The following is a 25,149-nucleotide window of genomic DNA, read 5'->3' as shown; positions in this document are numbered from 1 at the left end:
ACCTGCTCGAATCTGCGTCGTCTCCATTGCCCATGAAGAAACTACATCTCAGCCAAAACACCATCGCCGACCTCGAAATGGCCCGCGAAAATGCAAGCTTCGAAGTCGAATGGTACCTCGACACCGACACCGGCAAAGTCCTGATGTTCGGCCCCGACATTCCAGCCGCCGACGACGAGCCTCGGGACAACGACCCCGACTGGGTCAAAGAAGCACACGCCCAACGCGTCGAAGCATGGAATGACACCACCGGGCGGTACTTGGCCGTGCCGAGCGCCGGATCCGAGGAAGGATGGCAGGACATGGACGCCTTCATCGCCACAGTCGACGACGACGAACTTCGCGAGGCCCTCGCAGAGGCCATCCGCGGCCGCGGCGCCTTTCGCCGGTTCAAAGACGTGCTGACCCGCGCGCCCGCCGAGCGCCAGCGCTGGTTTGACTTCAAGCAACAACGCACCGATGAGCGCATTCGTCACTGGCTTGCCGGCAACGGTTTCGAGTTGGTCGTCGAGCCGGCTCGAGTAACGAAAAGCGATGAACTGTGTCAATGACCGTGTTCGCGATCGCGACAAGGATGGGGTGCCGTGTGAGTCGTTGTGTGATTGAGCGCGCGCCCCCTCGGGAGAGAACCCATGCGTACATTTACAGTCGACGACGTAAAGCCCCTGCTCGACGAGCCGTTCGAGACCTCCACGGTGCGCGAAGCGCTCGGCCGGCGGATCGACGGCCTGTGCTTCGAGGCTGACTGCGGCGGCGAGGTCTATGTGCAGCCGCGCGACGACATGGGCTGGGACCTGCGCACGACGCACGCCTTTATCGAGACAGTGCATCTAGCGTTCGATAACCACCTGCCGCTCACCTTGAGCCCCGATGATTTCTGGCTGTGCATCGCGCAGGGCTTTGCGACCCACTTCAAGGAGAACGTCGCCGAGCTGCGCGAGCGGTTCGTCGACTTCGAGGGAAAAGAGCTCATCGAGGTTCGACGCGACGAGTTCGTCAAAGGCTCCGAGGAGAACGACTGGGAGGGCTGCTTCGCCGAATTCACCGAACAGGTCGCCGACCATATCGGGGTGCACTTGTGGGACCTGCTCGTGGCCGACTTCTCGACGACCGGCCCGGTCGAGCAAGCCGCCTCCGAGATCACCCTGATGGACGCGATGTCTCCGCTCTTCGACTACGAGCTGCACACCGTCTGCGGGTTTCCGCAGATCACGCTCCTGGGCACGCCCGACGACTGGTGGGACCTCAAAGAGCGCGCCGGCGCGCTGGCTGAGTTCGACCTGACCTGGTGGACCGGTGAACTCCGGCCGGTGCTCGACCGGGTGGCGAAATCGGCCGAGGGGTGCGCCGACGTCGAGTTCTGGCGATCGTTCTACAAAGACAGCGGCGCGTCGGGCGGCCCGTACGTGACCGGTTGGATCAACGTCTTGTTTCCGTACCTCGACGGCGACGACGGGTGGCAGCGCAACTACTATATCGGCAAGAGCAAGAACCGGGTGCGACAGATCGGTGGCGGACCCAACGTCGGCGACTTTCCGGCCGGATTGTCGATGGCCGACGTATTGTGGCGCTACTATGCCGATAGGTACCCGATGAAATTCGTGAGCGGCTTTGTCGGCACGTCGCAGGATCCGGAGACGCTGGGAGTGCGGCCGAAGATCGGCTGGGCGGTCGGTCAGGAAATTGGCTCGCCCCATGTCGGAGCAAACGATTGAACGAGTCAGAAGAAGTCTCAACTGCATGGCGCGTCGCGCGGGCGGGCTACCTTGCGTTGTGGCTCGCGGCAGCGGCCCTCGCCGCCCTGGCCACGCTCGAATTCGGTGCGGCCATGGACGGCGTCGGCTTCGCGCACCTGACTTCGCCAACGTACGTGACCGTCTTGCTCGTTCAGGTGATCGTCGGGGTCATCGGCTTCCTCGCCTACAGAGCCTATCGCGGAGCCATTGACTACACCGTCGGATTCTTCAGCGGCGTCGTTCTGTGGTTCCTGGTCGTGTGGCTCGGCGCCTATAGTTTGGAGTGGCACCACGCGCGAGTCTGCGACACGACCGACGCGCCCAATGCGTGCTACGCGGCCGTCTGGGAGCACAAAACCAATTGTCGGCCCGACCGCGACGAGGCGTGCTTCGAGCGGCTCCAACGCGCTTGTGTGCTCGGCCGCGAACAAGGTTGCGATCTGCTGTTGGAAAACGACACATGGAACGACGAGGTGATGTGCGGCAAGCTCGCCGCCAATTGTGAGCGAGCAAGGCGGTGCGGAGGCGACGGTTTCCCTCGGCACTGCGCCGAAGACTCGCTGCCTGGTATCGCAGCGATGACGTATTCGGGCGTCTGTGACGTTCACGAGACCTATTGTGAGCGCGACGAGCAGTGACGTTTCTGGCAAGCACAAAGGCCGTGTGACTGAGCCCCTGCGCCGAGAGCAGACCCGCCTTATCAAAACGGAATCTCGTCATCGCTCCCCTCCGGAAACCGCGGCACTTTGGCGGGCTTGGACACCTCTTGCGCGAACGTCGCGTCTCCCTGCACCGGCTCGGCTTGCCACCCGCGCACTTTGGCGCGCCGCAGCGCCTCGAGCAGGTGCGCGTTCGACTGCTCCCGTAAGATCTGAGTAAGACGAGGCAACTCCGCATCGGGCACCTCCACCCCGACGCGCTCGGCGAGCTTGCGGATAAGCTGCCAGCAGACCTGGGGGCTGGGCCGGTCGACCTCGACGATCTGGTCGACACGGCCGGGACGACACGCTCACACGCGCCCAGCTCGTCGCCATGCTCGAAGCCCTGCTCGACCACGGCCTCGCGCGCCGCGGCGCCCACGACACCCTCGGGCTAACGCCCCTGGGCACCGCGGTAATGCTCGCCAAGCGCGAACTCACCGAGCAGGCCAAAGGCGACCTTGCCGAGGCCCGCCAGACCCGAAGCAACCGCCCTCCCGCCGAGCGCTTCCGGCCCGACTCCTACACCCTCACCCAGACACTCCACGCCCTTCGAAACGGCCACCACCCGAGCGACATCGCCCAGATGCGCAACCTCGCCGAGAGCACCATCTGCGAGCACATGATGAGCCTGGCCGCCCGCGGCGAGCGCTTCGACCTGACGCCCCACCTCGAAGTGGTGTTTCTCGAAGAGCTCCGCCAAAAGGCCGCCGGCTGGAAGCCCGGCGACGCAGTCAGCACGATACGCGACGCCCTCGACGAGGAGGAGTGCGACTGGACGAAGCTCAAGATTCACCTGGTGCAGGTATTTCTGGAGTAGGGGAGGTGGTGAACGGTGCCCCCGCACATGCGGGGGTGTCGGCTTGTTGTGTTGGTGAGAGGAGTTGCGATGCGGGAAGGGGGCTATGTGGGTTTGAACCGGCGATTTGGGTGTTGGGAATTCAGTCCCAGGCACCCTCTGAAGGTCGAAATCGGCCTCTGAGGGCATTCTCACCGTGATGGAGCGTCACCCGGAGTCTGGCTCCGTCCGCCCGCGACTTGGGAGTTTACTTGGGAGTTTGGGGATTACTTGGGACCTAGCAGCACATGGTTGATTTCTCTTCTAGTCATGCGCGGGCTAGCAAGTAGTCACCCACAAGAGTAGTGAATCAACTCCCTTCTTGTGCCGCTGAACACCGCGAATGTCGTCGGTTGCGGTCTTGTCTTGAACGACATAGCATCGGCTCGATGACTGCCACGACTCGACTGTAACCGGGGGGATTTCTCCATGAGACCAGCTAACGCCTTTTCACTTGCTGCCTTTGCACTCCTTACCCTTTCGCTACTCGCGTGCGGCAGCGAGACCGCTAGAGAAGATGGGGACGCCGTCACCTTTTCGGATGCTGGAGATGCCTTTGAAGACGGAACGTCGGGCGATGCAGGCTCAACTGAGGCCATGGCTCCCTCGAGACTCGCGGCAGGCTACATGCACACCTGTTGGCTGAACGAGCAACAGGAGATCGACTGCTGGGGGCTCGGCATCGATTCTGGCGTGACGGAAGACGAATACGGGTTCGACTTCGATCAAGCCATTCCGCCTGAAGGTATCTTCGAGCAGGTCGTCTCCGGGGCGCACTATAGTTGTGCGCTATCGGCCGAAGGGCAAACGACCTGCTGGGGCATCGGCAGTGACCCAGATGCAGTTGAGGAGAACACCTACGGCTTCGATCAAGATCAAGCTATTCCACCGGATACCCCTTTCACACAGCTTACCGCAGGAGCGCTCTTCGCCTGCGGCCTTGCGGCGGACGGCATCGAATGCTGGGGCGAGCCGGAACTCTCTTCTGCAGTCGAAGAGGCGCTCACCGGAGATCTGGTACAGCTGACGGCGGGGTGGTCGCACGCCTGTGGCCTCACTGAGGCAGGGCGAATCCTTTGCGGTGGCCTCGGCTCAAATGCATCGTCGAACGAGGGAGAAGAAGACTTCGACCAAGGGATCGCTCCCGCCGGCACCGACTTCATCCACGTAAGCGCAGGCGCGAACCACACTTGTGGTCTGCACCAGGATGGCAGCATCGAATGCTGGGGTCTTGGCTCCGACGCATCCGCGGATGAGGGCGCCGAGGACTTCGACCAGGCGGTTCCCCCTGCTACCGGAAGCTTCACGCGCTTGGCCGCCGGCCTCGGCCACACATGCGCAATTCGAGACGACGCGACTGTCACATGCTGGGGAATGGGCAGTGATCTAGAGACGCTCGAGAACCAACAGGCAGATGCCAATCAGGCCGTGCCCCTAGATGGAACATTCAAGGATCTCGAAAGTGGCGCCTTGCACACCTGCGGCGTTCGCACCGACGGCACGGTCGTCTGTTGGGGGTGGAACGGATATGCGCAGAGCGACCCCGCTCAGGTCAATCCCGGTGACGAGTGCGCCCGGCTCCCAGCCAGCGACTTCGATAGGTATCAGTGCTCGTTTCTTTGTCAAACCGGCTGCCGCAGTGGTGAAGCATGTTTCGTGGGACAGAACCCGCAAGTTGGCTTGGTGACAACGTGCTCGGCCGAGGGAAGTGGCATGCAAGGTGAGCCCTGCTCGAGTGAAGGGACCTGTGCTGCAGGCTTTGGATGCTCCTCGAGCCCGAGAGGTACAGCTTGTGCGAAGTATTGCAGGCCGAGTTCTGAGGATTTCCCAGGCTGCGATGCAGAAGCGGAGTGTGTGCAGCAGGGTGACGGTTTCGGGATTTGCGAGTAAATTAATTTACGGACCGGCAATCTCGCCAGAAGCCGGAAGAGGCTGGAAGAAGAAGCTTGGGCGCGGACATGCTGAAACCCCCTTATATGCAAACCGTGTCACGAGCACCTTCTTAAGCGTTAGCTCAAGACAGTGCGTACCAAGCTAGAAACTCTAGAAACTTTTTGTCGGTTGCTTGCTGCTGCGCTGCTTCGTGATCGTAGAAATACACTTCCTCAGAACAGCTACCGGCTGAAGAGCATTGGAAGCCGTAAAAGTCACCTGTTCCATTTTCCGTGAAGGCAACAAAGTTCTCCGGAAGCAGAGTTGTACTTTGATTTAGCTCAACAATATTCCAGGGAGAATTCGGTTCTACTGAGCAAATGCGTGAATAGGCGAACTGCCCGCCACCATAGTTGCGAAGAAAGAAGCGGTAAGCGCGCGGAAATGTGACTCCTAAATCTTGCTCTGCCTTTTCGACTTGCTCAACGGTGGCCTTCGGATCTGACTCAAGGCCGAAGGCAACGGGATCGGCAGCCTTCAGCTCTTCAACAAGTTGTTCAAAGTCCTCGTGCGTCATTTATAAACCCTCTGCCGTTCATGAAACCCGCTTTCACTCTTTATATACCCAGTCTGGAAGTACTTGGTCGAGACCCATCTCTCGCGCCCGATACCACCAATGAAGCTGTCGATCTTCCTTCCTCATTTCCGCAGTAACACCTTGATTAAACTTATTCCGGTGTAGCGCCGGGTTGTTTCGATGATTGCCAGGACGCACCTCGTGAATGGCTGAGCCGGGCATTTGATCAGCATGATGAAGATCTGGCTTTCCAAGGCCTCTGGGTGAAACTCCTAGCGCTCCTTGTTTTAAATCATTTTTTGTCCAAGGCCCCTCAATGCGGGACGGAGGATCTCCTGGTCCGAGTCTAAATATCTCGTCATTCCAGTCACAATTATGAACCCACGCGCCGACCCCACCCACAAAATACGATCGAAATTCCTCGACCGCAAAGTTGTAGACGGTGGAGGTGCGCGTCGTCCAGGTCGCACCGCTCACCTTCAACCAGCCGCCGGCGGAGGTGAAGACTTCGTCGCCTGGCGCCAGTTCGTCTACACGCGTCCATCCTCGATTGCGCACCCAGAATGGGTGGTTGTCGGTCACCTCGAAGAGCTCGTAGGCGCCGTCAGGCCCCTCAAACTCGAGCTCGATGATTGGCCGCTCATGGTCAACGTAGGTCTTTTCGACCGCTTTGCAGGCAAATTCCCCGGTCTCGGCGTCTCTGGCGAGGACCTCGTCGCCAACCTCGATGTCATCGATTGACATCAGCGTGCCGTCGCACATCTCGACGACCGTGCCTTCGACAAAGCTGCAAGGCGAGCCTCCTCTCCGCCGATTGACGAGCTCTGCGAGCTTCTGTTTGCCTTTGTTTCCGAGCTTACCTCCTGCATCGAGCAGCTTCCTTCCGCCGCGGCGCGCGACGTTTCCTGCACCGCGCAGGCCAGCTTTCACGCCGGGGACCTTCAGCAGGAGCTTCCCGGCGCCTATGGCGAGATTGTCGAGCGGCCCACCAATGAGCACGCCGACGGACTCAGTGGCAACGAATTCGGCGACAGCTATTGTCGCCTGTAGTCCTCGACGTTGCGCTTCGGTGAGCATTGGTCCTTCGCCGCTTCCAAAGTCGAGGTTCGGGCGTTCGCGGATACGATCACCAATTCCAGTTCCAAGCCCGAGGTCGCGAAAGGGGTTCGTCGGCGCGCCATCGGCGTGTCCCTGCTTGGCGAGGCCCCACGGATCCCAATAGTTAATTGGGTCAAATCCTGCGTAGGCGTAGAGGTTGTATGCGTCTACATACCCCGCAGGGTCGGGTGAGATAAACTGCCCCAACTTTGCCGAATACCAGCGGTTGCGCATATAAGATAGACCGGTGACCTCCGAGCGCAGTTGGCTAGCGAAGAGCATCGGCATGCCCTCGTTAGAACAAGTCGACGTCGTCCCGACCTCGGTGCAGGTTGCGAACTCGTTTTCGTTCCGGGTGGTAAGCCGGCCGTCAGCGTCGTACTGATAGATCTGGCGCATCTTTTCGGCGTTGGCATCCCAAACGCCGACGACAGAATTGCGGTGGTCAGCCAAGGGCACCAAGTGGTCCGTTTCCGACGACGTTCCCAGATCCACTCTACGCAACTCAATGAGTTGATCGAGGTGCACGCCCCAACCGAATTCGGTAGCGTCGTTGCCAGACTCATCGATGAGCGCTGCTATCTGATTGTCAAAATATGCAACGTCCGTCTCATTGCCGCCTGGCGTGATAATCTGAGCCAACCGCCCAGAAGCGTCATAGGCATAGGCTTCGAGCAGACTATTGTTCGAGTCAGACACCCCGATTAATCGACCACGCTCGTCAAAGTGGAACTCCTTCTCCACTCCTTTAGTAACCCGTCCAAACCCATCATGTTCGGTCTGATAAGTACCCTGGTCGATCTCAACTGTGTCGAGGCGGTGGCCGCTGAGCCTCGCGTTTCCTACGGCCCAGCGAGGTTGACTCGTCGAAGCGCTCGTGATGGACAAGAGACCGCCGACCCTCGTCTCACGATTATAGTTCCAAAGTTCGGCTTCGGCTCCCGAACTTGCAGCGCTGTTATGCGCCGCAGCAGCTTGATCGATCACGCTACTGAAAGCTTGGTGATCCAAGACACCCGACGTGTCGACAACCTCGCTCAGACCATTCTGCTCCCACACGCCGCTCAGGTACCCCTTCTTGTTGTACTTGTAACCGCGCCACGGCTGTGCGTGTTCACTATCTGGACGAATAGTTCCGTCCAGTTGGAACATCGGATGGCCGAAACGCCACTTCAAGCTGCCGATACGTCCGAGAGGATCGCGAACGACCTCAATATCGAGCATCGGTGCTGAACAATGGGACGCGGACCACGTGCCACCACAATATGCATCACCCCAGGCAGTGCCGTGGGAACTCACGTCTACGACTGAATATTGCCAGCCGACCGGGCGCCCCAGCCCGTCCACATCTAGCACCTGCTCGAGAGGGTCTCGAGATGTCGAGAGTGTCCAATCTTGGGTGCGTCCAGCGAACATACCGCCATACCAGTGGAAGTCGGTACGCAGCGTAAGAGAACTACATTCCCCGACGAGCCGCATTCAATGGGCATTTCGGCTATTCACCCCACGGATATGGCACGGACGCAAGCTGACGTCGTCTTGGTGAGGCGGTCGAAAGTCATTTTATTGACCTCCCCCTACTCAAAGCTCGTGTTAGCGCATCTTTACCGATGGATTTGCGCCGCTTAACCTCCCACTCTGAGACCGTACAACTTACAAGAATCGCGGAGGACATATGCAGCAGATCACGTTTCTTCAGGTCGACGACCTGACACGCACCGACGATTTTTACGGCAATCATCTGGGCCTCGAGATGGTGCTCGACCAGGGCGCGTGCCACATCTATCGCGTCGGCGAAGATGCCTTTCTGGGATTTTGCGACCACAAGGACGGACCGGCGCCCAACGGCATCATCGTGACGCTGGTGCGCGACGACGTCGACGCCTTCTGCGCGCAGCTCGAAGAGGCCGGCGTGGAAATCGAATCGGGACCCAAAGCCAACGAGCGCTTCCAGATCTACCAGGCCTTCGTTCGCGATCCGGACGGCTACCTCATCGAGATTCAACGCTTCGACGACCCGCGTTGGCCACAAACATGAACCAACGTAGCCTTAGCCCCAAGCTCCGAGCGCGCTCCCAGCCACCCAAACGCCCTGAGTCCCTGCACTCCAATCGCCGTTTTGCGAGGTCGTTGTCCAACCTCGCCCCTAGTAGCTGGCGTGACTGTTCTGCAGGGCCTGCTCTCTCTTACCGTCGAGAAATAGAGTGCAGCACCTTCAGGGCATCGACGACGTGGCAGCCCCAGTGGCCGTAGCGTTTCACCGTCCGAACAACGCGCCCGCCAGAAATCCGACCAAGGCCACCACGACCACCACCACGATCAGCCCGCGTACGAAGCTTACGAGCGCGGTCCCTTGATGGTATCCGCACTTCGCACACGCGTTGGTCTTCCCCGCGATGATGCCATCACATTTCTTGCATCGTTGTGGCGCCATTGGCATAGCCTCCGCAAATAAAGTTGTGGTCGCCTTCTATCGACCTGTTCGTTCGAGTGGCATTGAAGCCCGGGCTGCGTCGTTCATGCGCCCTTCCGCAAGCGTGCGAAACACCTCGGTAGCGAGCTCGAGGTTCTGCTGCAGCTCCCCGAACAGGTTGAAGCAAAGTGGCTGGCTCGACAGCAGGTTGTTGAAGATGCGCGGCTGGAAGCTACGGGCATCGACGTTTTCGAGGGCGTGGTAGCGCTCGAGGAGTGCATCGAAGGTCATGGGCTACACCCTCAAGTATTGTAGAACTTCGACGCTCGCCAGTGCTCGGTGAACGTGTCTTTGAGCGGGCCGAGCGAGATGTGGTGCTCGAGGGTAGACTTGGACACGCCGCCGAAGGTGTCGTCGCTCAGGACCGCGACCTGGACTGGCACCGAGGTGTCTTTGCGCTCTTCGAGATACCTCGCCATCTTGTCCGGAGTGATCTTGCCGGCCTTGCGAAGCTTGCATCGGTAAGTCCCCAGAATCGCCGCCCCGGGCTCGAGGCTCAGCGGGAACTGGAGTTGGTTTCCGTTGGCGTCGAAGAGCCCTTGCTGCTCGAGCACCCAAAAAGCCGGCTTGGCGCCAAAGCCCACGACGACATTCTGAACGTTCGCGACGCGGTACTCGTCCGGATTTTTGAGGCGCACGCGCAGGTCGAGGCGAACGTCGGGGACATGATACGTGTCGCTCAATCGCTGCAACTCGGCCATGCCGCGATCGAGCTTCTTCTCGTAAAGCTCGATCAAGTCTTGCTGAGCCTCGAGCTCCTCGGCCGACCGACCCACATCTTTCTCTTGGGTCAATCGCAGCTTGCGACGCAGCACGACCATGTCTTCGGCGCGCTCGACAAGCTTCTCATAAGAGTCACCGGTGAGGAGTTCGAACTGGTACGTGGAGCCTTCGAGCGGATCGACGAGGACGGCCAACGGGGCAATGGCGTCCGCCAACAGATTGTGAATCATGGCGTTCTTACGGCGATAAATCGAGAACGACGCGAACGAGAAGAAGCCGATCGCGCCCAAAAAGGAGAAGCTCAAAACCGTCGCCATCTGATCCGTCGGCTCTGAACTGCCGACTCGGCCCACGACTGTAACGAAGGTGACGCCACACACCACCGCCGCCCAAAAGGTATAGGTCTTGATGAAGTCGCCAACCAGATCTACCACCGAGCGCAACCAGTAGCCCGATTCGAGATTATTCTCTTCGTACATCTGCAACACCTTCGATTCCCGTAACGCGCCAACAAAGGACGGGGCCGGCCATGCGTCGGCCGCGCACGCGCGCCGTCACATTCACTGGAAACTCGATCCCCCCGCCATCTAAAGAATTTATCGCGAGGTAAGTTGCAGTGACTCTACCACTGGCTTGTGCTTGATGAAAAGGGGCCAGCGATCATCCGCCCACACTCCCCAAAATACGCCGACGGCACACCCCACGCCGTCGGAAGCAACACATTGGAAGGTCTTCGTCGATGCCGGCGCGACGGCCGAACTCGACGATGTCGACGGTGGAGTCGGCGGCGAGGTTGCCGTAGCCGAAGAAATCGGACGTGAACGCTGCCAGTAGCTTCGAGTCGAGTTGCCTAGCCCCCATCGATTCACCTCCAAAACTGCTTGAGAAGAGAACTGCTCTTCCGGCTACCGTACCGAAAGTGGGCGCACTCGCCCACACAAGCGTTCCCCTTTGCGCCCGAGGCTCCCTAGGCTAGAGTTGGACGGCAAGTCAACGAACACCGGGGGCCCACCCAATGGACGACGTACACTACTACAACGCCCTGGCCGAAGAGCTCGCCGAGCGCTACGAGAGCGTCAGCTTCGAGACGGTCCACGATAAGATTGTCGAGCATCTACCCAAGCACCGAGCCCAGGTGCTCGACGTGGGGGCAGGCTCCGGGCGCGATGCGGCCGCGCTTGCTGCTCGCGGCCACGACGTCGTCGCCGTCGAGCCCGCGGACCGGCTTCGCGAGCGCGCCCAGACGCTTCACCCCGACAAGAGCATCCACTGGGTCGCCGACTCGCTGCCCGCCCTGCAAAAGGTCTACGAGCTCGGCGACCACTACGACCTCATCTTGCTGAGCGCCGTGTGGATGCACCTTCGCCCCGAGGAGCGCGACCGCGCCATGCGAAAGCTCGCCGGGCTGCTCAACCCGGGCGGCAAGATCGTCATCACCACCCGAAGCGTCGGCTTCTCGGGCCGGCGCACGCTGTACCGCGTCGACCCCGACGAGCTCGCCGGCCGCGCCCAAGACCACGGGCTCGAGGTCGTCATGACCCATGCGTCCGACGACGTGCTCGGCCGCGAGGACGTCAACTGGTCGACGCTGGTGTTCCAGTCGACCGACGACGGCACCGAGGCGCTGCCGATCCTTCGAAACATCATCGTCAACGACGCCAAGACCGCCACCTACAAGCTCGGGCTTTTGCGCACCCTGCTTCGCATCGCCGCCGGCGCCCGCGGCCTGGTCGAGATCCGCGACGACGGCACCGTACGCGTGCCGATGGGGCTGGTGTGTCTGTTCTGGCTCAAGAACTACTGGGAGCCCATCACCCGCGGCATGGCCCAGCACCGCCACCAGGGCACCCAGGCCGCCTTCCGCGGCGAGGTCGAAGACCTGGCCCAACAGCTCTCGCTCTACGACCTGCGCTTCGGCGCGAAGTTCACCGGCGACCGCGCCCAACTGCTGCACACGACGCTCAAAAAGATCCGCAAGTCGCTCGGCTCGAGCGGCCCCTTGCGCCACATCACCTACCTCGAGAGCGACGTCCCCATCTTTCGGTACGCCAACGAGCGCCTGTCGAGCACGGCCCGCGCCGTCGAGCTCACCCCCGCCTACCTCGAGAGCTTCGGCGAGGTCATCGTCCCCGCCCACATCTTCCACGCGATGGCGCGCTTCTGGGTGTGGATCGAGCCCACGGTGCTCGACGAATGGACCCGCATGATGCGCGGCATCGACGGCAACGCCCCCCACACCGTCGACGACTACGCCGCCGCGCTCGCCTGGGCCGGCGAGGACCCGCGCGATACCAAGCAAGTCGCGGGCATCGTCACCGAGCTGACCCGCAGCGGACCCATCGACGGCGTGTGGACCGGCCGCCCCATCAAGCGCCGCGACCAGTGCGAGATCGACCACTGCATCCCCTACAGCCGCTGGTTCAACAACTCGCTGTGGAACCTGCTGCCGGCGACGGTCACGGCGAACCAGAAGAAGGGCGACAAGCTGCCGGCGCCCGACCTGCTCGAGGTGGCGCGGCCGCGGATTGTAGGGTGGTGGGAGCGGGCGTATCTGGACGGCGCGCCGCAGCTTCGCGACACGTTCGTGTGCGAGGCGGACGCGTCACTGCCCGGGACGAATTTGTCGGCGGATGGCGTCGACCTGGAGGTCATCTACGGGGCGATGGACCGGCAGATTCGCCGGATGCGCCGCGACCAGCAGATTGCGTCGTGGGCTGGGTAGGTGCTTGGTGCATGCGCCGCACGAATGCTCGGGGCGAGGTCGTCTCGACGCCCCATCCCCTCTTCCCTCCCCTCCCCCCTTCTGCTATTCTGCGACGCACAACATCTAAAACGACGCTGGGGGACACAGTGGCGGCCCCCGGCAGCAGCGACCGATTGCTTCTCGGTGTGTGTGCGTGTCTAGCCCAATGGGCGGGCGCGAGTTTGTACGAGACAGCCAATCTCATCCATTGGTGCCACGTACAACTGCTCTGTGCCCCTATGGTGCTCCAAGCCTGGGGGCCTTCACCAGGAGACGACGATGCAGATTGCGCCCTTTTCTGAAATGTACCAGATGTCCATCGGCAGCATGGTGTTCTGCCTGAAGGATATCATCCGACAGATGCCCAACCTGCCGCAGCCCAACCCGACGCTGCAGGCGCGTATCGACACGGCGTTGGCCTCGGCCCAAAAGGCCAACGGCATGCGCTTCAACTGGAACGTGCAGGAGCGCCAGGTCACCAAGGGCCGCGGCGGCGCCAGCGAGACCGACAACACCATCGACAAGACGCTCACCGCGACCGACAAACACCTGGGCGCGCTGAGCCGAAACGGCCGGCGCCCCAGGCGCCAGCAGATGGCCCGCGAGCTCAAAAGCGTCTTCTTTCCCAACGGCGTGCGCCCCCTGAGCGGCCTGAGCTACGAGGACCAGCTCGCCGCCCTCGAGGTGATGCTCCAGCGCATCGACGACGAGTTCGCCGACCACATCGTCGAGTGCGGCATGGTCGTGCTCATCGACCAGCTGCGCGACCTGGTCGAGCAGTTCGCCGAGGACCTCGACGTGCGCCAGCGCGACGAGGTCACCTTCGACGAGGTCCGCGCCGCCGAGCACATCGCGCGCGAGGACTTCGACCACGTGCTGGTGACCATCCTGGCCGACTACCGCCCCCAGCCCGAGGTCCGCTCGGCGCTGCTCGCCCAGGTCGTCGACCAGCAAGAGCGCATCGCCGCGCACATGAAGCGAAACGGCACCATCCCCAACGTCGACCCGAACACCGGCGAGGTCCTCGACCCCGACAGCGGCCAGCCGGTCGAGCCGCCGGTCGCCGACACCGACACGGATATCGACACCGACACAGACGCCGACCCGGTCGACCCGCCGACCGAGGACGACCCCGTCGAGGCCTGATCCCTTTCAACCCAAACGAGCGCGGTCGTCGCAATCTCCCCTGCACCTTCACGCATTACGACCGCGCTCGTCGGCCGAGCAACCTCACCCGCTCCGCCGACGACCGCGGTCGCCCACACCGCCGGTCCACCTCCAGCCCAATCGACCACGCTCGTCCTCCCTCGACGGTCCACCTTCGCCGCCCACGACCGCGCTCGTACGCCCTCGACGGTCCACCTTCGCCGCCCACGACCGCGCTCGTCCCCGTCGAGGAGTATCCCTCGCACATAACGACCGCGGTCGTTCGCGCTGAGGGCCCACCCTCGAGTGCGAACGACCGCGGTCGTTATGTCTCGAGGGGGGACCCATGGAAAGAACGACCGCGGTCGTTCGTGCTGAGGGTGCATTAAAAATCGCAACGACCGCGCTCGATCCGGCCAAAGGGTGGGTCTCGAGCGACACGACCGTGGTCGTTCGTGGAGTCGAAGGAGTTGCGCCGACGGTGAGTCCGGTCGTTCGGGGAGAAGGTCGAGTTGAAGTGGTGACGATAGAGCTCGTGCGCTGAGCGATTCTGCGTTGTCCAGATCATGACGACAACGCTTCGCAAGGCCCTATCGCTACTCCTCGTGCTGCTCGTGTTCCCCGCTGCGTCGCCCCCGAGCAGTGCATCTCTGGCATCTGCACAGCTCGGTGAGGCGTGTGCTTCCGAGGAGGCACAGCCGCGCATGTAATAGCGGTGGGAGCGGGCATAATTGGATGATTTCAGCGACGTTGCCGGGGGGCGGAGGTGTCGGTCGATGGGGTCGACGGGTGAGTTGAATGGGGCGATGGGCCGGCAGATTTGGCGGATGCGCGGGGACCAGCAGATTGCGTCGTGGGCAGGGTGTATAACGTTCTTCTTGAAACGCAATGCGCTCTAGATGCTGCCAGGTCAGCGAGGATCCGCGTAGTTCATTCGTAAACTGTCCGCACAAATGCCCCCCCACCCTAGCACGCGCCGCGCGTTGCTGTGACTCAACGGCGGTGGTTTTCTGCACCTAAGCGTCAGTCGATGTCGAGCTCGACCGCCTCTTCATTCATTGAGAAGTTTCGAATGTCGTCGATGGGGAGACGGATGCCATTCTGACTGCACCAGTGATTGACCTGTTTAGCTTCGCTCAACGTCAAACATCGAAACAGCGTCCTCACAGCCCCCTCATTTGACTTTGAGAAGGCACCGACAATGATTGACCACCCATCTAGTACACCAGCTTTCGCTGGGATCTCTTTGACGCGCTGGCGGAAGATACAATCGACTCTCTCCTCGCCGAGAAGATTACCTAACTCGAAAAGAACCTGCGGTCCAAGTGGGCTTAGCGCTCCCTCAGCGACTCGAAACCACTCACCAGCTGTGAACTCAACGCCCTCGTACGTCTGCGTTTCCGCCCGTTGAAGCAAGAGATGTACCGCTCCGCCTGGAGCAAGTCGCGCATACGGGAACAGCGTAGACTTCTCGCACTCGAAACGCTTACAAATCGAGCCCGCGACCTCCTCCAGAACCTCCCACGCGTCAGGGCGCAAATGGACCTCCGCACTCGGAATCCAGGCATCGTCCCACTCCACCTGCTCCCACTGCGTTGAGCTACTCTCGCGTGGCTCATCCAGCTTTTGCTGTACTAGCCGAAGAAGGCCGCGAACCTCTTCAACGGTAGCTGGTCGCTCCTCACGAGCCAGGGCCGTGGTTTGCGATACAAACTCTTGCCAAGGGCCGGTCACTTCGACGGCTATATTAGGGACGGGCCACTCAGCTGTCAGCGCCCACGCAATCACACGACCCAGTGCGTAGATATCCGCCCGTTGATCTAGATTATGAGCGTCCTTATATGATTCAGGCGCACTGAAGCCCTCGGTTCCGAACGTACCGTTCGGTTTAGTTTCCTGCACCGTTGTTTGGCCCAGCGGGCGTCGTACCAGCCCCCAGTCCGCAACAACCCACCGCGGACCCGCATCTTCTGTAAACCTTAGGATATTCCGCGGATTGAGATCGCGATGAACCACCCCCACTGAATGGGCGGCCTCTAAGCCGTCAAGTAAATCTTGAGTAAGATCCACGAGTTCATATCGAGGATCGAGATTCGGGCCGATTTTTGCCAGCGAACCATCAGCCAAGGGCATCACGTACCAGTTGTAATCATCAGAATCGAAGTCGAGCACCTTTATAATATTTGGATGGTCGAAGTTCTGGAGTACATCGATTTCCCGACGGCTCCGCTCTCTTGATGCTCCACGAAAAAATCGCTTGAGAGCAACTTGCTCCCCTGTTTTCTTAACCTCCGCACGAAAAATCTCCGCTTGCCCCCCCGTGCTAAGCGGTTTTGATTCCAAGCGATACGCGTCACGTCTGCCCGCCATAAGAACCTCCTCCGTTTGCATCCTTAGTAGCCATCATGACCCCTGACGCAGGCTCGGCAAAGGGTGCAGGCACTCGATGCTGCTTGCCTCGAAAACGTTCAACCCCATCAATCGAGAAGTGAACTTATCTGTAACTGCTCCCATTGGAAAAGCGCGCTAGCGACTTGCTTTGTGGCCATCCGAAGCCCTCTTTCGTCACTCACGTCTTGGTCAACATCCAAGAGCGCCTCACTCGATATGTTCATCGAAATGCGTACGGCCGTCTCTCTGGGGAGGCCGTATTCAATTAACCGGCGTGTCACCGGACGAAACGCCCCGAATTCCAAGCAACTCAGCAAGGGATTATCGGGGTCCTGCATATACGATATTGGCCCCAATAACTTAGGCAGTTCATGAGACACATATTTCAAAACCATTTGAACCTTCTGCTCAATCGAATCTTCATTCAGCTCCAAACCTTTATCTGCCCAGTCAATCAGTTCTGCCCACGGCTTCTCCGAAGCCCAGTCGCGTGCAGTGACTGCGAGGGCCCTCAAGAACTTACCTGAGGCGCTGCCAAGGTGACGGTTAAACCGTGAGGGAGCCTCGTGCTCCAGTTGTTGGATGAGCCTCAACAAGGACTGAAAAAAGTCGTCGCTTAGTGGCGACTTCGGAAGTTCCTCTAGCCGTCCTTGAGCATTAGCTCGGTATAACATGTCAAGCACAAATGGATCCCAATACCTAAACTGTTTGCACACGTCCCGAGCAACACCAAGTTGAGCGAGCGACTTCCTTACAGCCGTATATTCTAAGTCGCTCAGTCGGATCCCGACTGTAGCAAGACGCTCTCTCCCCTCTTCGCCATCACGAAGTACGGCCTGGCGAATGTATATCGCCAAGTCAGCACCGTCGACGTCACGTGATATGGGTTCGCCGTCCAGCAAAACATCTAACACACTCTTGCGTTGCGCTTGAAAGCGTTCCTCGTAGCTACTGTTCACATCCTTCTTAGCATCCTTGGATAGCTCTAAGCCCTGTTCTTGAAAGAGGGTCTCATCTAGGACAATCGCGCGCCCCACAAAGTCTTTCATCAAGCGCCCTGTCCTGCCACGCAAGTTTGAAAACTCGTAAGAACTTAGAGACACATTGTCTCGATCGCTACGTCGTTGAAGAAACAAGTGCGGGTTTCTCACAATCAAATTTTTTGCTGGCAGGTTCACCCCTTGCAATAGTGTTGTAGTGCACGCCACCGTTGTTAACGCTCCCGCCGAAAAAGCGTCTTCCACTGCCATACGAACGTGCCTCGGCATCTTCCCGTGATGGTAGCCGATTCGGCTCTCGACCGTTTTAGCTAAACTGTAATTCGGATGCACAGTCTCTGCAATGTATGCTCTCAGATCAGTCAACAGAGGTTCATTACTCACAGTATCATGATTGCGTGCCTCCAGAGCGCATGCAGTCCGTCTAGCTTGATTCGTTGTCGGAGAAAACACGAGGTTGCCAGCATCCTTTCCTATCCCTTCTATTACCTGCGTCAAAAGATCAAAAAGCGGTTCTTTATAATATTGCTTACCGAAAATACTCTTCGGAACCGCACCTTCCGGAAGTTCAACCTCCAAGGGAGCATTGTGAATTGGACAGTGTTGGCGCAAGAACACCTTTCCGCCGCGCCTCGAAGTAAACGAATATGTCAGGTTCACCACCGGCGGTAGATTTTCGCTCACTGTCCTGGCTCCTTCGCCCAATAGGCTTTTGGAAAGCTCACCGATGTTTTTCAACAGGGGACCGCACACAACTGCCTTTTGCGGTGAAAACTTGCTGTCAACATCCCGAACCACATCCAGCAAGACTCGCGCACGCTCATCACCTTGATTTGCGATTCGCTCAACGTTCTGCACCTCATCAACAACCAAAAGAAACAGATTTTTGAATGCTTCTTCTCGGAGAAGAGCCGACTGTGCACGCTCTTGGGTGAGTACGAAAACGCTCCTATCCCCACGCGCACGCAAACGATCTGATACCGTCTGGTATACATTCAACCCTTTCACATCATTACGACGAATGACATCCTTAATATCTCTCGTAACTTGACTTATCAGACTAAGGGTAGGGACGATGTACACGATATCGCCGCCATTTGAACAAGCTAGATCAACAATCTTGTGAGCGAGTACAAATGACTTACCTGCTGACGTCGGCGCAGACACCCCTACACGATCATAATCATCAATAGCCTTCCACAATCGACGTTGGAAGGACGAAAGGGTAATATTTTGCCGTCCAGCCACACGCACTTCATGCTGCAACAATCGCCGTCCTACGTCGACTTCAGCAAAGAGACTGCCTAGAGATGAAAAAGTCCCTTCGACTGGGTCATAGCCGTCGTCCACCATCTGGCTACTCGGGGAGAGGCCGAGGCGGCTGAGGACCTGTACGAGAAAGGATGGGACAGCGGTCCAATGGCTCTGGCGATGTTCCCAGATGAGGCCACAAATAAGAAGGCAAGCTCTTCGTAGCTCGTCGGTTACTGCCCGACGGGAGAGACGCTCAGCCAGATTCAAGGCCCTGGTAGCTAAGGCGTCAGGTAAAGGATGAAGGTCTTGAGGTATACTACAAACATGTGAACCCACGTAGGCCAAGTCGTACTCACAAACTGAAGTCAACAACATGCGCTCTTGGCTTGAAAGCATCCTATACCCCCAACTCCTGCTTAAACATGTTCAACAGATCGTCCATCTCTTGAACGGGAAACAGGATATAGTTAATCCGCGGGATAAGATTAGTCGGAATGGACTCAAACACTTTCCAAGACTTCGCCCGCTGAGTTTGGCTCCAAATCGAATCAATCACCGAGTCAAGAATCTCTTGCCGAGTTGCGCCATTCCAAGAGTTTTTCTCATCGTAGGTCACTATGCAGACGAGGTGCACCTCGATATTCGTAGCCTCGCCGCTCTGATAGCCTTGTGCAACCGCTTCCAATTCTGGCGGAAGAAACTCATCGTAAACATACAAGTCGAGCTCTCGCCTGTGATTCTTGTAATGATGTTGAATCAAGTCGCCAACAGCATCAGTAAGCGCGTCTCGTAAGCCTCCCGACTTTCGGTCGTACGTTTTCGCCTCACCAATATACAGAATAAACTTGTCACCACGTCGGCCAATATGGATGGCGTCTGCTCCGTTGCGCTCAAGCTCCGGGTTCGTGGTGATTTTCATTTTTCTCAGAAGCGGAACCGCTTTAAAGAAGTACTGTATTAAGTTGCTCAGTAATAATTCTGAAAACTGCCCCTTTACGCTGCTGACGCGGAATTTCTTCACGCAGTGCCGGAACAGGTGCCTCGATGCAGCTCGCTCACTTCGTTTTTTTTCAAAGAGTGCCAGCATTTCCGTTTGCTTAGCCTTCGAATACACAAAGTCCTCGATGCAGTTAACCAACTCTACAACAAACTCCTCGCGCATTTCCTGAAGGTCAGCATAGGAGATGCACGTCGCGACGTGGTCCTTTTCTGGAGGTATATTAAAATGGTCCCGCACGACGTACAGCGTATCCATAAAAGCATCAAACTGAACTCTAAGCTGCTCGAAATCCACATCGATTTGTTCCGACAGGCTCACTCGTACCACCGTCCTGCTACACTGATTAGAAGTACCCACGAAAATCACAACCAAACTTTAATTCAACTTTTAAAAACCGGTTCCCGCGGCTAGCTCAGAACAAGTTTATCAGCCGAAGATGAGCAGGCGCGCACGCCATTAGTTGGCACTCAGGTTAGCCACCTCTTAGTGACTTTACTCCTACGGGAAGACGCGAAATCCTCACATCAACCCCTCATCACCTGCTCCAACCGCTTCCTTCCGAGCAACTCCTGCTGATCAAACACAGCCAGGTTGAACTCCTCCTTTTTCGTCACCCCCTGCCAATTCTCCGCCACCCACTTCAGGTTCTCGGGGGTCACCACGCACCCCAGGTGTCAGGATAGTTGTCGCCTCTTCGATTGTTAGTTTCATGGAACGAAGGGGCAACAAGGAGATCCGAGATGAGTCCATATCCTAAAGAGCTAAAAGAGCGTCTTGTTCGACGGATGCTCGACGAAAAGATCAGCCCGGAGAGCCTGGCCGAGCTGAGCGGCGTGGGCAAGACGACGCTTTGGCGGTGGAGAAAGGCGGCGCTCGATGGTGCCTTGCGTGCTGAGGCAAAGCCAGAGTCGGCACCCGAGAGACGCTCTTCGGCCGAAAAGCTGCGTCTTGTGATGGCCGCCGAGGCGCTCGAGGGCAAGGAGTTTGGCGCTTTCCTGCGCGAGGAAGGAGTGCATACAAGCGACCTTCGACGCTGGAGAGCGCAGATGTACGAGGGGCTTGATGGACGCACCAGGGCCAAGAAGGAGGCCACCCAGAAGCTGCGCCAGGCCCAACGGGACAAGCGCGAACTCGAAAGCGAGCTTCGCCGAAAGGAGGCCGCGCTGGCCGAGACGGCCGCCTTGTTGGTGCTCTCAAAAAAGGCGCGCCGGTTGTGGGGGGACGAGGACGCTCCCATGATCGGCAAGAGCGACAAGTCATCCTCGACATGATCGCAGAGGCGGTCTCCCACGGCGCGCGTCAGGCCCAGGCCTGTCGGACCCTGGGCATCAGCGAGCGCACCATACAGCGGTGGCGAAAAGACCCGCAGGCCGAGGACGCTCGCCAGGGACCCCACAGTCGGTGTGCGCACGCGCTCACCGACGAGGAGCGAGCACAGGTGGTCGCCATCGCCACAGGTCGTGAATTCTGTGATGTGAGCCCCCGGCAGATCGTATGCAGCCTGGCCGACCGGGGCGAGTATGTCGCCAGCGAGTCGACATTTTACCGCGTGTTGCGCGAAGAGAAGATGATGACCCACCGCCAGCCAAGCCGGCCGCCGAAGCCCAGGCCGAAGCCCGAATTAGTGGCCGCCAGCCCCGGCCAGGTCTGGGTGTGGGATATCACATACTTGCCCACCCAGGTACGCGGCCGGTTTGTCTACCTTTACTGGATCATGGACTTGTTCAGCCGCAAGATCGTCGGCTTTAGCGTCGAAGACCAAGAATCGATGGAGCTGTCGAGCCGCCTCATTGAAAAGACGATCCTCGCCGAACAGGTCGAGGCGAGCGGACTTTGCATCCACGCCGACAACGGGGCTGCGATGAAGGGCTCGACGCTTCTGGCGACGCTGGAGCGCCTGGAGGTGGCCGCTTCGTTTAGCCGCCCGGGCGTCTCCAACGACAACCCTCACTGCGAATCGAGCTTTCGCACGCTCAAATACCGGCCTGGCTACCCCAAAAAGCCGCTCGACGGCGTGCATGAATGGTCTGAGTGGGTCGAGGCGTTTGTCCGCTGGTACAACACCGAGCACTATCACAGCGGGATCGGCTGGGTGACCCCCGAGCAGCGCCACGCGGGCGAAGACGTCGAGCTGCTACAAAGACGCCAAAAGCTCTATGAACAGGCGCGCCAAAAGAATCCCGCACGCTGGAGTCGAAGGCCGCGAGGATGGACGCGCCCCGAAGAGGTGCGGCTTGCGCCGCTCAATTTACAAGAGACGTAGATAATTCAGACGCGACAACTATCTTGACACATACCGCGCACAGGTCAGCCCCCTGCTGTGACTCGCACTTGAGTCGCAAGCGGTTCTCCTGGACCTCAGGATCGACGTCGGCAAAGAGGGCTGTGAAGTGAGTCACGCACTGTTCGACGGAGGCGCGGATAGAGCGATTGAACTGCTGGAGGTGCGCGTTCGGGAAGGTGTCGACGCTCTCGGTGGACTTATCATCCCACATGAGGAGCGACTCGTCCGGAATGTAGACGCAGTGGATCTGCACGGCGTCGAAGTGGGAATTCGCGAGTTCAGCCTGCGAGGCCATTCGCTGCGTGACTGCCTGACTGCGCATACTGCTTGCTCCCCTCACGACACGAAGTTTTATTCAGTTTGAAGTTGAAGGGAGTGTAGCACCGACGTGAGATTATGCAAAGGGTGTTGACGAATGTCGACAAATCCATGGCGTTTGGACGGACTGACGCCGAAGAGGCTCGACTGCGACACCTTGCGCTAGCGCCGAGCCGGCGTCAGTCCGGGCGAGGCGTCTGCCAGGGAGCCTCGAGATATGCGTTGGCTACGAAACCGCCAACGAGACACTCGCCGCGAGGAACACGAGCGCCGCGAGTACGGAGAGCAAGACCTTCTTTGAAAGCAGGAGGTCGGAGCCCTGCGCAGTCTGCTCGAGGAATCCTTCGCGCGTCTCGAAGGCGAGCACGGCCGCGACAAACGTGAACGACACCGTCGGTGCCAGGAAAGCCAAGGGCTCGACGTCACCGACAAAGAGCCCCGCGACTACGAGCAGCCCACAGACCAAAATCGTCCCGCTCAAAACTGTCGTGTATGGCTTGCTGAGACCAGCGGCCGGCTCTCCTTGAAAATCAATCGCGCAGCTGTGATGGACAATTCTCATCGAGGTGTCTTCAGTCATAAATGGCTCTCATCTAGGTGGCAGGAGAGTGATTAGGTCGTGATGCGTGTGAACACTCGGCGAGGCCGTGCCGAGGCGGCCCCATCAGGCCGCCTTCTTCGGAGTTAGCCGGCCGCGCCCAACATCGCGCCGCCGACGCCGAGCACGCTCGCCGCGATGAGGCCGAAGACGAGCATTACGACCCAGATGATGATCGCCGCAGGGATCGAGGCGAACGCGAGCTTGATGAGGAGCATGACCATGTTGCCAAACGAGATGTCGACGTCGGCGACGACGACTTCCTGGAGGCGCTTTCGCTCATGATGCTGCGCTCGCCCGGCTTGTTGACGCTGTGCGGAACCTGCTTGTTGCTGACTCACGATGGACTCCTTTCGAAAAGGTTCGACGGGAGCGCGCGGCTCCCCCCAGTTGTTGTGATTGCTTGCTGTGATTGCTACAGCCGGAGAGTGGCCGATACGTGAAGGCGCGTCAAACGCACTGCGCTCGTATGACGATTGATTAGGAGCCGTCGTACGTCGGCTCGCAAAGAAGCCTCGTGCCCGACGTCGTCATCGAGCAGGGCGAGCGCACGATCATCCTCGACGCGAAGTACAAATCGCACTGGGAGGAGCTCGACCTGTACGGGTGGCACTCGGTGCGCGACTACGTGCGCGACGCCCATCGAAACGACATCTTGCAGGTGCTCGCCTATGCGAATCTGTCGGAGGCCAAGCACGTGACGACGTGTTTGATATACCCCTGCAGGCGCGAGACGTGGGCCTCGCTCGACGAGCGCGAGCGGGTGGCGCATCGGGCGGAGGTGCCGGTGGGGCAGAGGCGCCTGGATGTGGTACTCGCGGCCGTGCCGATGGATGTTGTAGCTGGCGACAAGGTACTCGAGCGGGCGCTTCGGTTTCCCTAGCTTCGACGCCTGCGGGACCGACGTGCACCGGTTGGACGGTGATAACGACGAGATTCCCTGCGAATCGTTGTGCGACTGACGACGCGCGCAGTCTTCCACAGCTCTCGCAGCCTCGCTTCGTCGACAACCTCGCAGATGTTCGTCCCGAGTCCGTAGAGGCGGCGAATCAGGGCCTCATGCAGCGGGTTGACGGCCTGGTACTCGTCGACAATGACGTACCGGATGCGGTCGGCCAGAAGCTTTTGGGCGTGCAGCCTGATGGGGTCGTCGGGGTCGTCGAGCGCCTTCACCGCGTCGTGCTGGATGCGCGAGTAATCGAGGTAGCAGCGCTCGGTGAGAGTCGGTGATCTAAACGGGGAGGCCGTTTCACCTCCGAACAACTCTCGACACGGAGGGGAGAGGCCGCAAGGGATGCTGATGCTCGTCGCCCCACCGCTCTTGCATCGCCGCCGGCCGCGCGGCTACGCTGAGCACATCCGCCACCGACACTGGGTTTCGCCATGCGCATTAGCTTTCTCGTAACCTGCAGCATCCTCTCGCTCTGCTCCCTCACCCTGGCCCCTGCTGCCAGTGCGCAGGACGACAAATCCGACGACGAGGTCGTCTGCTCCTATGACGCCTACAACTGCGGGGACTTCAGCTCGTGCACCCAGGTGATGCGGGTTTTCGAGGCCTGTGAGAGTGACGTACATAAGCTCGACCGTGACAAGGATGGGGTGCCGTGCGAGGCGTTGTGTGACTAACCCAGCTGCACTGTCGGGAGAGAACCGATGCGCATTTTTCGAGTCGATGATGACGAGCCCCTGCTCGGCAAGCCGTTCGAGACTGGCTCCGTTCGTGAGGTCGCCCATCATTTCGACGCTGGCGCAGTCGGCTTAGAAGCGCAGCAGGGGATTACAAGCACCCGACGCGCCCAGGAGAGCCTATGAGCCTGTCATCCTCTGTGACGGTAACCGGCGAGAACTTGTCGCTGGCCTTACACTCGGAGATCGCACGGGAAGACTACGACGGGTCGAGCAGCGTTTCCCTCGAGCTGGAGATCATGCGACCCGACGGGAAATATGTGGTCCGCTCGTGGGAGGACGCGATGACACTCATCGCGCCATTCAGCGAGTCTGTCGAGCTCATTGCCCGCACCGACGCGTTGAGCGATTTCCTCATGATTGTTAATTCGATGACCGGCGGCCCGCGACCTATCACCGACTCACCGTTGTGGGGCTTCCTCGAGCCTCTGCTTCGAGTCCCACTGGCGCAGCTCTACCCGCGATTCTGCGGTGCTCGGCTTACCTGGCACGGCTACTACCTTTGCGACGGGGAGCGTCACGTGGACCAATTCGTCTGGAATATCCCCGAGGCCTCACTATCGCGGCTGCCCTCGATTGGTGCCTTCGCAAACGCTCGGGACTCGCGAGACGACTGACTTCCAGCAACATGCTGCCCGCTACGAGGGGCTCCCTGAAAGGCGGGCGCGGAAAGGCGATTAGAGTGCCGCCTCTCTGGAGAATCGTCGCCTGGCGAG

At 59.4% G+C, this 25,149-nt stretch carries 27 protein-coding genes; 14 read left to right on the top strand and 13 right to left on the bottom strand.

What is annotated here, in order from left to right; genetic code table 11:
* Nucleotides 1-32: 32 nt before the first annotated feature.
* The 3 genes from FIV42_RS15760 to FIV42_RS15745 all read left to right on the top strand — a co-directional run bounded on the left by FIV42_RS15760 (nucleotide 33) and on the right by FIV42_RS15745 (nucleotide 2,374).
* On the top strand, nucleotides 33-551 hold the full coding sequence (locus FIV42_RS15760; RefSeq protein WP_141198620.1) for a UPF0158 family protein: 519 nt from the start codon (nucleotides 33-35) through the stop codon (nucleotides 549-551).
* Between the two features lie 81 nt (nucleotides 552-632).
* Nucleotides 633-1,715 (top strand): DUF4419 domain-containing protein, encoded by a 1,083-nt coding sequence (locus tag FIV42_RS15750; protein WP_141198619.1) that lies wholly within the window; start codon nucleotides 633-635, stop codon nucleotides 1,713-1,715.
* A complete protein-coding gene (locus FIV42_RS15745) occupies nucleotides 1,712-2,374 on the top strand; it encodes a hypothetical protein (RefSeq protein ID WP_141198618.1) in 663 nt (220 codons plus the stop codon). The genes FIV42_RS15750 and FIV42_RS15745 overlap by 4 nt, the downstream gene beginning before the upstream one ends.
* Nucleotides 2,375-2,436: 62 nt before the next feature.
* Here the strand turns inward: FIV42_RS15745 and FIV42_RS15740 are convergent, their stop codons facing one another.
* Nucleotides 2,437-2,625: a hypothetical protein gene (locus tag FIV42_RS15740; protein WP_141198617.1), complete on the bottom strand. Its 189-nt coding sequence runs from the start codon at nucleotides 2,623-2,625 to the stop codon at nucleotides 2,437-2,439.
* Nucleotides 2,626-2,768: 143 nt separating this feature from the next.
* Here FIV42_RS15740 and FIV42_RS15735 point away from each other — a divergent pair, with 143 nt between their 5' ends.
* Nucleotides 2,769-3,254, top strand: coding sequence for a helix-turn-helix domain-containing protein (locus FIV42_RS15735; protein WP_141198616.1), 486 nt, complete (start codon nucleotides 2,769-2,771; stop codon nucleotides 3,252-3,254).
* Between the two features lie 447 nt (nucleotides 3,255-3,701).
* Nucleotides 3,702-5,162: an RCC1 domain-containing protein gene (locus tag FIV42_RS15730; protein WP_141198615.1), complete on the top strand. Its 1,461-nt coding sequence runs from the start codon at nucleotides 3,702-3,704 to the stop codon at nucleotides 5,160-5,162.
* Nucleotides 5,163-5,286: 124 nt separating this feature from the next.
* On the opposite strand, the gene FIV42_RS15725 is transcribed toward FIV42_RS15730, so the two are convergent.
* Nucleotides 5,287-5,721: an SMI1/KNR4 family protein gene (locus tag FIV42_RS15725; protein ID WP_141198614.1), complete on the bottom strand. Its 435-nt coding sequence runs from the start codon at nucleotides 5,719-5,721 to the stop codon at nucleotides 5,287-5,289.
* A 33-nt stretch (nucleotides 5,722-5,754) separates the two neighbouring features.
* Complete coding sequence (locus FIV42_RS15720; RefSeq protein ID WP_168210686.1) at nucleotides 5,755-8,043, bottom strand: polymorphic toxin-type HINT domain-containing protein; 2,289 nt, start codon at nucleotides 8,041-8,043, stop codon at nucleotides 5,755-5,757.
* 451 nt (nucleotides 8,044-8,494) lie between these two features.
* On the opposite strand from FIV42_RS15720, the gene FIV42_RS15715 reads away from it, so the two are divergent.
* Nucleotides 8,495-8,857 carry a VOC family protein gene (locus FIV42_RS15715; RefSeq protein WP_141198612.1) on the top strand — a complete coding sequence of 121 codons (363 nt, stop codon included), beginning with the start codon at nucleotides 8,495-8,497 and terminating at the stop codon, nucleotides 8,855-8,857.
* Between the two features lie 432 nt (nucleotides 8,858-9,289).
* Here the strand turns inward: FIV42_RS15715 and FIV42_RS15710 are convergent, their stop codons facing one another.
* The 3 genes from FIV42_RS15710 to FIV42_RS15700 all read right to left on the bottom strand — a co-directional run bounded on the left by FIV42_RS15710 (nucleotide 9,290) and on the right by FIV42_RS15700 (nucleotide 10,876).
* Nucleotides 9,290-9,523 carry a PGN_0703 family putative restriction endonuclease gene (locus FIV42_RS15710; RefSeq protein ID WP_141198611.1) on the bottom strand — a complete coding sequence of 78 codons (234 nt, stop codon included), beginning with the start codon at nucleotides 9,521-9,523 and terminating at the stop codon, nucleotides 9,290-9,292.
* A gap of 11 nt (nucleotides 9,524-9,534) precedes the next feature.
* Complete coding sequence (locus tag FIV42_RS15705) at nucleotides 9,535-10,494, bottom strand: hypothetical protein (protein WP_141198610.1); 960 nt, start codon at nucleotides 10,492-10,494, stop codon at nucleotides 9,535-9,537.
* 181 nt (nucleotides 10,495-10,675) lie between these two features.
* Entirely contained in the window at nucleotides 10,676-10,876 is a 201-nt protein-coding gene (locus FIV42_RS15700) for a hypothetical protein (protein ID WP_141198609.1), read from the bottom strand.
* Between the two features lie 154 nt (nucleotides 10,877-11,030).
* On the opposite strand from FIV42_RS15700, the gene FIV42_RS15695 reads away from it, so the two are divergent.
* Nucleotides 11,031-12,737, top strand: coding sequence for a class I SAM-dependent methyltransferase (locus FIV42_RS15695; RefSeq protein WP_141198608.1), 1,707 nt, complete (start codon nucleotides 11,031-11,033; stop codon nucleotides 12,735-12,737).
* Between the two features lie 300 nt (nucleotides 12,738-13,037).
* The gene (locus FIV42_RS15690) at nucleotides 13,038-13,904 is read left to right on the top strand and encodes a hypothetical protein (RefSeq protein ID WP_141198607.1); all 867 of its coding nucleotides are present in this window, start codon (nucleotides 13,038-13,040) and stop codon (nucleotides 13,902-13,904) included.
* Between the two features lie 1,023 nt (nucleotides 13,905-14,927).
* Here the strand turns inward: FIV42_RS15690 and FIV42_RS15685 are convergent.
* From FIV42_RS15685 to FIV42_RS15675, 3 genes are all read right to left on the bottom strand, one after another.
* On the bottom strand, nucleotides 14,928-16,274 hold the full coding sequence (locus tag FIV42_RS15685; protein ID WP_168210685.1) for a serine/threonine-protein kinase: 1,347 nt from the start codon (nucleotides 16,272-16,274) through the stop codon (nucleotides 14,928-14,930).
* Nucleotides 16,275-16,381: 107 nt separating this feature from the next.
* Complete coding sequence (locus FIV42_RS15680) at nucleotides 16,382-18,646, bottom strand: DEAD/DEAH box helicase (protein WP_168210684.1); 2,265 nt, start codon at nucleotides 18,644-18,646, stop codon at nucleotides 16,382-16,384.
* Nucleotides 18,647-18,944: 298 nt separating this feature from the next.
* Nucleotides 18,945-19,865 (bottom strand): HamA C-terminal domain-containing protein, encoded by a 921-nt coding sequence (locus tag FIV42_RS15675; protein ID WP_141198604.1) that lies wholly within the window; start codon nucleotides 19,863-19,865, stop codon nucleotides 18,945-18,947.
* A 422-nt stretch (nucleotides 19,866-20,287) separates the two neighbouring features.
* Here FIV42_RS15675 and FIV42_RS15670 point away from each other — a divergent pair, with 422 nt between their 5' ends.
* Both FIV42_RS15670 and FIV42_RS15665 read left to right on the top strand, forming a co-directional pair.
* Nucleotides 20,288-20,818, top strand: coding sequence for a transposase (locus FIV42_RS15670; protein WP_141196618.1), 531 nt, complete (start codon nucleotides 20,288-20,290; stop codon nucleotides 20,816-20,818).
* The gene (locus tag FIV42_RS15665) at nucleotides 20,815-21,810 is read left to right on the top strand and encodes an IS3 family transposase (RefSeq protein WP_141196617.1); all 996 of its coding nucleotides are present in this window, start codon (nucleotides 20,815-20,817) and stop codon (nucleotides 21,808-21,810) included. The genes FIV42_RS15670 and FIV42_RS15665 overlap by 4 nt, the downstream gene beginning before the upstream one ends.
* On the opposite strand, the gene FIV42_RS15660 is transcribed toward FIV42_RS15665, so the two are convergent.
* The 3 genes from FIV42_RS15660 to FIV42_RS15650 form a co-directional block, all read right to left on the bottom strand.
* Nucleotides 21,791-22,153 (bottom strand): hypothetical protein, encoded by a 363-nt coding sequence (locus FIV42_RS15660; RefSeq protein WP_141198603.1) that lies wholly within the window; start codon nucleotides 22,151-22,153, stop codon nucleotides 21,791-21,793. The two genes, FIV42_RS15665 and FIV42_RS15660, sit on opposite strands and share 20 nt — an antisense overlap.
* Nucleotides 22,154-22,375: 222 nt before the next feature.
* Entirely contained in the window at nucleotides 22,376-22,729 is a 354-nt protein-coding gene (locus tag FIV42_RS15655; protein WP_141198602.1) for a hypothetical protein, read from the bottom strand.
* A gap of 104 nt (nucleotides 22,730-22,833) precedes the next feature.
* Nucleotides 22,834-23,088 carry a hypothetical protein gene (locus FIV42_RS15650; RefSeq protein ID WP_141198601.1) on the bottom strand — a complete coding sequence of 85 codons (255 nt, stop codon included), beginning with the start codon at nucleotides 23,086-23,088 and terminating at the stop codon, nucleotides 22,834-22,836.
* Nucleotides 23,089-23,264: 176 nt separating this feature from the next.
* Between FIV42_RS15650 and FIV42_RS15645 the strand changes: the two genes are divergently transcribed.
* On the top strand, nucleotides 23,265-23,630 hold the full coding sequence (locus FIV42_RS15645) for a 5-methylcytosine restriction system specificity protein McrC (RefSeq protein WP_141198600.1): 366 nt from the start codon (nucleotides 23,265-23,267) through the stop codon (nucleotides 23,628-23,630).
* Here the strand turns inward: FIV42_RS15645 and FIV42_RS15635 are convergent.
* Nucleotides 23,627-24,010, bottom strand: a complete 384-nt coding sequence (locus tag FIV42_RS15635; protein WP_168210683.1) for a UvrD-helicase domain-containing protein — start codon at nucleotides 24,008-24,010, stop codon at nucleotides 23,627-23,629. The two genes, FIV42_RS15645 and FIV42_RS15635, sit on opposite strands and share 4 nt — an antisense overlap.
* A gap of 120 nt (nucleotides 24,011-24,130) precedes the next feature.
* Between FIV42_RS15635 and FIV42_RS15630 the strand changes: the two genes are divergently transcribed.
* Genes FIV42_RS15630 through FIV42_RS15625 form a run of 3 tightly spaced genes read left to right on the top strand, consistent with a single transcriptional unit; the run spans nucleotide 24,131 to nucleotide 25,050 of the window.
* A complete protein-coding gene (locus FIV42_RS15630; RefSeq protein ID WP_141198599.1) occupies nucleotides 24,131-24,373 on the top strand; it encodes an excalibur calcium-binding domain-containing protein in 243 nt (80 codons plus the stop codon).
* A gap of 27 nt (nucleotides 24,374-24,400) precedes the next feature.
* Nucleotides 24,401-24,559 carry a hypothetical protein gene (locus tag FIV42_RS30160; RefSeq protein WP_168210682.1) on the top strand — a complete coding sequence of 53 codons (159 nt, stop codon included), beginning with the start codon at nucleotides 24,401-24,403 and terminating at the stop codon, nucleotides 24,557-24,559.
* Nucleotides 24,556-25,050: a hypothetical protein gene (locus tag FIV42_RS15625; protein ID WP_141198598.1), complete on the top strand. Its 495-nt coding sequence runs from the start codon at nucleotides 24,556-24,558 to the stop codon at nucleotides 25,048-25,050. The genes FIV42_RS30160 and FIV42_RS15625 overlap by 4 nt, the downstream gene beginning before the upstream one ends.
* Nucleotides 25,051-25,149: the final 99 nt, after the last annotated feature.

Origin of the sequence: Persicimonas caeni (genome assembly GCF_006517175.1) — a bacterium.
Classification (GTDB): Bacteria; Myxococcota_A; Bradymonadia; order Bradymonadales; family Bradymonadaceae; genus Persicimonas; species Persicimonas caeni.
This window is presented reverse-complemented; position numbering and strand designations above follow the sequence as displayed.